At 69.5% G+C, this 6,577-nt stretch carries 9 protein-coding genes; 5 read left to right on the forward strand and 4 right to left on the reverse strand.

From position 1 onward, the window contains the following. Positions 1 to 9: 9 nt before the first annotated feature. From ACFCV8_RS10600 to ACFCV8_RS10615, 4 genes are all read right to left on the reverse strand, one after another. Positions 10 to 486 (reverse strand): MarR family winged helix-turn-helix transcriptional regulator, encoded by a 477-nt coding sequence (locus ACFCV8_RS10600; RefSeq protein ID WP_376684923.1) that lies wholly within the window; start codon positions 484 to 486, stop codon positions 10 to 12. A gap of 122 nt (positions 487 to 608) precedes the next feature. Then, on the reverse strand, positions 609 to 1,373 hold the full coding sequence (locus ACFCV8_RS10605; RefSeq protein WP_376684924.1) for an AIM24 family protein: 765 nt from the start codon (positions 1,371 to 1,373) through the stop codon (positions 609 to 611). Next, the gene (locus ACFCV8_RS10610; protein ID WP_376684925.1) at positions 1,370 to 2,020 is read right to left on the reverse strand and encodes an AIM24 family protein; all 651 of its coding nucleotides are present in this window, start codon (positions 2,018 to 2,020) and stop codon (positions 1,370 to 1,372) included. The genes ACFCV8_RS10605 and ACFCV8_RS10610 overlap by 4 nt, the downstream gene beginning before the upstream one ends. Beyond that, a complete protein-coding gene (locus ACFCV8_RS10615) occupies positions 2,020 to 2,652 on the reverse strand; it encodes an AIM24 family protein (RefSeq protein ID WP_376684932.1) in 633 nt (210 codons plus the stop codon). Before ACFCV8_RS10615 ends, ACFCV8_RS10610 begins: the two co-directional genes overlap by 1 nt. 262 nt (positions 2,653 to 2,914) lie before the next feature. On the opposite strand from ACFCV8_RS10615, the gene ACFCV8_RS10620 reads away from it, so the two are divergent. The 5 genes from ACFCV8_RS10620 to ACFCV8_RS10640 all read left to right on the forward strand — a co-directional run bounded on the left by ACFCV8_RS10620 (position 2,915) and on the right by ACFCV8_RS10640 (position 6,475). Continuing rightward, complete coding sequence (locus ACFCV8_RS10620) at positions 2,915 to 3,265, forward strand: DUF3817 domain-containing protein (protein ID WP_376684926.1); 351 nt, start codon at positions 2,915 to 2,917, stop codon at positions 3,263 to 3,265. Next, positions 3,262 to 3,555: an MTH1187 family thiamine-binding protein gene (locus ACFCV8_RS10625; protein WP_014048385.1), complete on the forward strand. Its 294-nt coding sequence runs from the start codon at positions 3,262 to 3,264 to the stop codon at positions 3,553 to 3,555. Before ACFCV8_RS10620 ends, ACFCV8_RS10625 begins: the two co-directional genes overlap by 4 nt. A 157-nt stretch (positions 3,556 to 3,712) precedes the next feature. Then, on the forward strand, positions 3,713 to 4,222 hold the full coding sequence (locus tag ACFCV8_RS10630) for a MarR family winged helix-turn-helix transcriptional regulator (RefSeq protein WP_376684927.1): 510 nt from the start codon (positions 3,713 to 3,715) through the stop codon (positions 4,220 to 4,222). A 109-nt stretch (positions 4,223 to 4,331) separates the two neighbouring features. Further along, positions 4,332 to 4,664, forward strand: a complete 333-nt coding sequence (locus ACFCV8_RS10635) for a DUF3817 domain-containing protein (RefSeq protein ID WP_376684928.1) — start codon at positions 4,332 to 4,334, stop codon at positions 4,662 to 4,664. 110 nt (positions 4,665 to 4,774) lie between these two features. Then, complete coding sequence (locus ACFCV8_RS10640) at positions 4,775 to 6,475, forward strand: methylmalonyl-CoA mutase (RefSeq protein ID WP_376684929.1); 1,701 nt, start codon at positions 4,775 to 4,777, stop codon at positions 6,473 to 6,475. Positions 6,476 to 6,577: the final 102 nt, after the last annotated feature.

The raw sequence follows: 6,577 nt of genomic DNA on the forward strand, positions 1-6,577 counted from the left end.
GCCGGGCCGTCAGATCCGGCCGCGCCGTCCCCGGAGGTGATCGGCGACCGGCGCCAGTGCCGCGTGCAGGTTCTCCAGCGCCTCCGGCGTCAGCAGGTCCATGAAGTGCTTGCGCACCGAGGCCACGTGGTGCGGTGCCACCCGGCGCATGGTCTCGGCGCCCTCCTCGGTGAGGACCGCGTACAGGCCCCGCCGGTCGGACTCGCAGTTCTCCCGGCGGACCAGCCCGGCGTTCTCCATGCGGGTGATCTGGTGCGAGAGCCTGCTCTTGGACTGGAGCGTCGCGGAAGCGAGGTCGCTCATCCGCATGCGCTGGTCGTCCGACTCCGAGAGGTTGACCAGGATCTCGTAGTCGTTGTTGGTCAGGCCGAACGGCTGGAGATCCTTCTCCAGCTGGTGCATCAGCAGTCTGCTGACGTCGAGGTGGGTGCGCCAGGCGCACTGCTCCGCGTCGTTCAGCCAGCGAGTGGCTGTCTCGGTCTCCATATATGGATTCTACCTAAGAAGTTGAAAGCTGGACGAAGTGGGAGTGTGACGGTCGGCACCGCCCGGGAACGGGTCCGGTCGCAAGGCTCGGACGTGCGGCGTCACACTCCGCAGACTACCGTTCACAGCCCGAAACGACGCTGGAGGTCCCCGAGCTGACCGGGCATGCGGGGGCCGGCGCCGGGTTGACTCCCGCGCCCCGGCACCCCGGCCTGATCCGGCACCGTCCCCGTCGGCTGCTCGGCCATCAGCATCTCCGTCGACTGGAGCAGCACCGTGCCCGCGCCGACGAACTCGAACTGGTGCTCCTCGCCCGAGGTGCCCCCGATCCCCGTCAGCGACCGCAGCCCGCCCAGCACCCCGGTCATGTACCCGTGGTCGTAGTGGTGGCACGGCGAGGGGCAGTCCGCCCAGCCCACCAGGGCCTGCGGATCGACCCGCAGCGGCGGCTCCATGAAGACCACGGGACCGTTGGAGGCGGCCACGAACTTCCCCGTACCGATCAGGGTCAGAAAACCCGGCACGATCGACTGCTTGAGTGCCAGGGACGGCTGGTAGGCGAGCAGGTTCCCGGACCGGATCGTCAGATTCCCGTCGTCCAGGTCGTACGAGTTCACGTCGAAGGCCCGGTCGGCGAGGAGCATCTTGCCGCTGCCCTCGGCCACCACCCAGTCGCTCGCGTGCAGCGGCGAGTGGAAGCTCGTACGGATCAGCCGCTCGAAGCGGCCGTGGCCGATGCCGTTGAAGTCGATCCGCCCGTAGTAGGCGATCATCTTGCCCTTCTGGAGGAACCACTGGCTCCCCTTGAGCTCCACGCAGAAGGTGTACGAGTTGACGTTGTCGTCGGACGGCAGCGTCATCGGGTCGAAGACCACGGGCGTGCTCACAGCTTCTCCTCCGAGGCCTGGACGTACACCGCGCCGCTCCCGCTCAGCTCCAGCTGGAACGCCTCGCCGGAGCCGCGCCCCACCATGTCGCGCCAGCCGAGCGCGGTCGACAGCTTGTTCCGTACGTCGCCGTGGTGCGCCACGTACGCCTGCGGGTCCACGTGCACCTCGCGGCCGGGCGTGATCGGCAGCTCGATCACCCCGCCGTGGGCCATCACCGCCACCGCGCCGTGCCCCTTGAGCGTGGTGGTGAACAGCCCCTGGCCGGTGACCTGGCCGCGCACCATGCCCATCACGCCGCCCTGCGACCCCATGAACATCGTCCCCTGCTGGAGCGACCCGTCGAAGGCGAGCAGCCGGTCGGCCTCCACGTACAGGGTGTCGCCGGACAGATCGATCACCTGGATGTGGTGGCCGCCGTGGCCGAACAGCACCGTGCCGCTGCCCTCGACCGTCATCAGCGGGGTCGCCTCGCCCGCCACCCGGCGGCCGATCATCGACATCACGCCGCCCTGGCCGCCCTGGATGTTCGGGGTGAACGACACCTCGCCGCGGTACGCGAGCATCGCGCCCCGCTGGCTGAACAGCTTCTGGCCGGGCACCACCGTCGCCTCGACCATCTTCGGGTTGATCTCGCGGAACGGCATCAGACATCGCCCCCGAGGGTGTTCCGCTCGCTCGGCTGGACGTAGACGACGCCCTCGCCCTCGAACCGCATCTGGAAGGCCTCCCCGGACCCCTCGCCGATCAGTGTCCGGAAGTTCACCCCGGACTGGAGGTGCTGCTGGAGACTGCCCTGGTGGGCGATGTAGGCGCCCGGGTCGACGAAGAGCGGGTACTGCGCCGAGACCCGCAGCGCCACCGCCGCGCCGTCCGACATGATCGCCACCTGCCCGGTGCCCTCGACGGTGGTGGTGAACAGGCCGTTGCCGCTCGCCCCGCCCCGCAGACCGGTGAAGGTGGTGCCGGTGCGCAGTCCGGCGTCGGTGCACAGCAGATTGCTGGCCTCGACGTACAGCTTGTCGTTGTGCAGCGAGACCAGGTTGATCTCGCTCGCCCGGTCCGCGAAATAGCAGGTGCCCTGGCCGGTCACCTGCATCACGGCCATCTGCTCGCCGGTCAGCCTGCGGGTCACCATGCCACGCAGGCCGTCGCCGCCGCCGGTCATCTTCTTGAACGTCATCCGGCCGTCGTAGGCGACCATCGAGCCGTTCTTCGCCTTGACGGCGTCGCCGGCCAGGTCGACGGCGAGCGTTCTGCTGCCTTGGAGTCGGAACATTGCCACGGGCCGACGTTAGCCGCAGGCGCCCGGCCGGAACAGGGTCCGTGGGCCCGGCGCCCGCCCCGAACCGCCCCTGATGCGTATCCGGTACAGGATCCGTACGCAACCGGGACGTACGGCCCCCACGGCACGTGAGCCGGTACACACCGCCCCGGGGGCGGGCAGCCGTCGCGACGGTGCCACAATGGGGCGAGCTTGTGCCTTGATTCACAAGCCGTCTTTCGCAAGCCGTCACCGTTCTCCCACCGAAGGTGCCCCCGTGGACGTCAAGACCGCTACCGCCCTGCACCGGCTGCGCCTCATCTCGGTTCCCGAGGCGCTCTCCTTCCCGGCCCTGATCATCTTCGGCTCGGTCCTCAGCCGGGTCTCGGACATCGACTTCCTGATGATGCCGCTCGGCATGCTGCACGGTGTGCTCTTCGTGATCTACGCCGTCCTGCTCATCGACGTCTGGTCGAAGACCAAGTGGCCGCTGAAGCGCATCGCGTTCTTCTTCCTGCTCGCGGTCCTGCCGTTCGGCGGGCTCTACGGCGACAAGGTGCTCAAGCGCTACGAGGCCGACGGTGTCATCGCGGCCCGCGCCCGCCGCGAGGGCGTGATCAGCGCATGATCGTCGCGTTCTCGGTCAGTCCGCTGGGTGTCGGCGAGGACGTGGGCGAGTACGTCGCCGACGCCGTCCGGGTCGTCCGGGAGTCCGGCCTGCCCAACCGCACGGACGCGATGTTCACCTCCGTCGAGGGCGAGTGGGACGAGGTGATGGACGTCGTCAAGCGGGCCGTCGCCGCCGTCGAGGCCCGTGCCGGACGGGTCTCGCTGGTCCTGAAGGCCGACATCCGCCCCGGCGTCACCGACGGGCTCACCTCGAAGGTCGAGACGGTCGAGCGGTACCTCGCGGACTGACGTCCCGTGCCCGAACCCCCTGACGAGCCCCCTTTGCCGGGGCTCGTCCCTTTTTGTGGCAGGTCCGATCGGGTGCTGTCAGGGTGATCCCGTCATATTCGGACCGAAGTTCGAGACAGAGCTGACCGCCATATGACCAGTGGGTAAGGTCGATGCCGTGCCGAAGCCGCTCAGTCTCCCCTTCGACCCCATCGCACGCGCCGACGAGCTCTGGCAGCAGCGCTGGGGGCCCGTGCCCTCGATGGGGGCGATCACCTCGATCATGCGCGCCCAGCAGATCCTGCTCGCCGAGGTCGACGCGGTCGTCAAGCCGTACGGGCTGACCTTCGCCCGCTACGAGGCGCTGGTGCTGCTCGCCTTCTCCAAGGCCGGTGAGCTGCCGATGTCCAAGATCGGCGAGCGGCTCATGGTGCACCCCACCTCGGTCACCAACACGGTGGACCGGCTCGTCCGCTCCGGCCTGGTCGACAAGCGTCCCAATCCCAACGACGGCCGCGGCACCCTCGCCTCCATCACCGACAAGGGCCGCGAGGTCGTCGAGGCGGCGACCGAGGACCTGGTCGCCATGGAGTTCGGCCTCGGGGTGTACGACGCCGAGGAGTGCGCGGAGATCTTCGCGCTGCTGCGCCCGCTGCGGGTGGCGGCGCACGATTTCGAGGAGGCGTAGGGGCCGGCCGGCGGGGCGGCGTAGCCGGGGAAACACGGGGCGTAGAACGGCGTTTCGAGAGACCGGCCCGCCGCAAGATCGCCCCGGGTGTCCGGTTAGGCTCGATGCCATGAAACGCAGTGTGCTGACCCGGTACCGGGTGATGGCCTACGTCACCGCCGTCATGTTGCTGGTGCTCTGCACCTGCATGGTCTTCAAGTACGGCTTCGACACCGGGGAGGGCCTGACGCTCGTCGTCTCCCAGATCCACGGGGTCCTCTACATCATCTACCTGATCTTCGCCTTCGACCTCGGCTCCAAGGCGAAGTGGCCGATGGGCAAGCTGCTCTGGGTGCTGATCTCCGGCACGATCCCGACGGCCGCGTTCTTCGTCGAGCGCAAGGTCGTCCGCGAGGTCGAGCCGCTGATCGCCGACGCCGCCCCGGCGACCGCCGGGGCCTGAACGGCGCGGGCCCCGGCCCGCACCGCCCGTACCACCCGAAACCGCCCCGCGCGAAGCGCCGGGCGGTTTCCCATCGACATTTAGTAGGACGTCCTAGTAAATTCGATCGTATGGACGCTGAAGCGATCGAGGAAGGCCGCCTCCGCTGGCAGGCCCGTTACGACAAGGCCCGCAAGCGTGACGCGGACTTCACCACGCTCTCCGGGGACCCGGTCGATCCCGTCTACGGCCCCCGCCCCGGGGACGCGTACGACGGGTTCGAGCGGATCGGCTGGCCCGGTGAGTACCCCTTCACGCGAGGACTCCACGCCACCGGCTACCGCGGCCGGACCTGGACCATCCGCCAGTTCGCCGGCTTCGGCAACGCCGAGCAGACCAACGAGCGGTACAAGATGATCCTGGCCGCGGGCGGCGGCGGCCTCAGCGTCGCCTTCGACATGCCCACGCTCATGGGCCGCGACTCCGACGACCTTCGCTCGCTCGGCGAGGTCGGCCACTGCGGCGTGGCCATCGACTCCGCCGCCGACATGGAGGTCCTCTTCAAGGACATCCCGCTCGGCGACGTCACCACGTCCATGACGATCAGCGGCCCGGCCGTCCCGGTCTTCTGCATGTACCTGGTCGCGGCCGAGCGCCAGGGCGTCGATCCGGCGGTGCTCAACGGCACGCTCCAGACCGACATCTTCAAGGAGTACATCGCGCAGAAGGAGTGGCTCTTCCAGCCCGAGCCCCATCTGCGCCTCATCGGTGACCTGATGGAGCACTGCGCCCGGGGCATCCCCGCGTACAAGCCGCTCTCGGTCTCCGGCTACCACATCCGCGAGGCCGGGGCGACGGCCGCGCAGGAGCTCGCGTACACCCTCGCCGACGGCTTCGGCTACGTGGAGCTCGGCCTCTCCCGCGGGCTCGACGTCGACACCTTCGCGCCCGGCCTCTCCTTCTTCTTCGACGCGCACCTCGACTTCTTCGAGGAGATCGCCAAATTCCGCGCCGCCCGCCGGATCTGGGCCCGCTGGATGAAGGAGACCTACGGGGCGAAGACCGACAAGGCCCAGTGGCTCCGCTTCCACACCCAGACCGCCGGGGTCTCGCTCACCGCCCAGCAGCCGTACAACAACGTCGTGCGCACGGCCGTGGAGGCCCTCTCCGCCGTCCTCGGCGGCACCAACTCGCTCCACACCAACGCCCTCGACGAGACCCTCGCGCTCCCCTCCGAGCAGGCCGCCGAGATCGCCCTGCGCACCCAGCAGGTGCTCATGGAGGAGACCGGCGTCGCCAACGTGGCCGACCCGCTGGGCGGCTCCTGGTACGTCGAGCAGCTCACCGACCGCATCGAGGCGGACGCCGAGAAGATCTTCGACCAGATCAAGGAGCGCGGCATCCGGGCCCACCCGGACGGGCAGCATCCCATCGGGCCCATCACCTCCGGCATCCTGCGCGGCATCGAGGACGGCTGGTTCACCGGCGAGATCGCCGAATCCGCCTTCCGGTACCAGCAGGCGCTGGAGAAGGGCGACAAGCGCGTCGTCGGCGTCAACGTCCACCACGGCTCGGTCACCGGCGACCTGGAGATCCTGCGGGTCAGCCACGAGGTCGAACGCGAGCAGGTCCGGGGCCTCGCCGGCCGCAAGGAGGCCCGCGACGACGCCCGGGTGAAGGCGGCCCTGGACGCCATGCTGACCGCCGCCCGCGACGGCTCCAACATGATCGCCCCGATGCTCGACGCGGTACGCGCCGAGGCCACCCTCGGGGAGATCTGCGGGGCACTGCGCGACGAGTGGGGCACCTACACCGAGCCGCCGGGCTTCTGACCCGCACGGCGGCCGCGGCCTTCGGGGTGCGGACGGACGCGGTACGACGGCCGCACCGCCCGCCCCGGCGGACCGCACCCCCGCCCCGCCCCCGGCGCGTAG

The organism is Streptomyces sp. NPDC056347 (genome assembly GCF_042262625.1).
In the GTDB taxonomy this organism is placed as follows: Bacteria; Actinomycetota; Actinomycetes; order Streptomycetales; family Streptomycetaceae; genus Streptomyces.

What these genes read in the sequence shown, in the direction of transcription:
- ACFCV8_RS10600 (WP_376684923.1), bottom strand. Translation starts at nt 486, where the DNA reads ATGGAGACCGAGACAGCCACTCGCTGGCTGAACGACGCGGAGCAGTGC.
- ACFCV8_RS10610 (WP_376684925.1), bottom strand. Translation starts at nt 2,020, where the DNA reads ATGCCGTTCCGCGAGATCAACCCGAAGATGGTCGAGGCGACGGTGGTG.
- ACFCV8_RS10615 (WP_376684932.1), bottom strand. Translation starts at nt 2,652, where the DNA reads ATGTTCCGACTCCAAGGCAGCAGAACGCTCGCCGTCGACCTGGCCGGC.
- ACFCV8_RS10625 (WP_014048385.1), top strand. Translation starts at nt 3,262, where the DNA reads ATGATCGTCGCGTTCTCGGTCAGTCCGCTGGGTGTCGGCGAGGACGTG.
- ACFCV8_RS10635 (WP_376684928.1), top strand. Translation starts at nt 4,332, where the DNA reads ATGAAACGCAGTGTGCTGACCCGGTACCGGGTGATGGCCTACGTCACC.
- ACFCV8_RS10640 (WP_376684929.1), top strand. Translation starts at nt 4,775, where the DNA reads ATGGACGCTGAAGCGATCGAGGAAGGCCGCCTCCGCTGGCAGGCCCGT.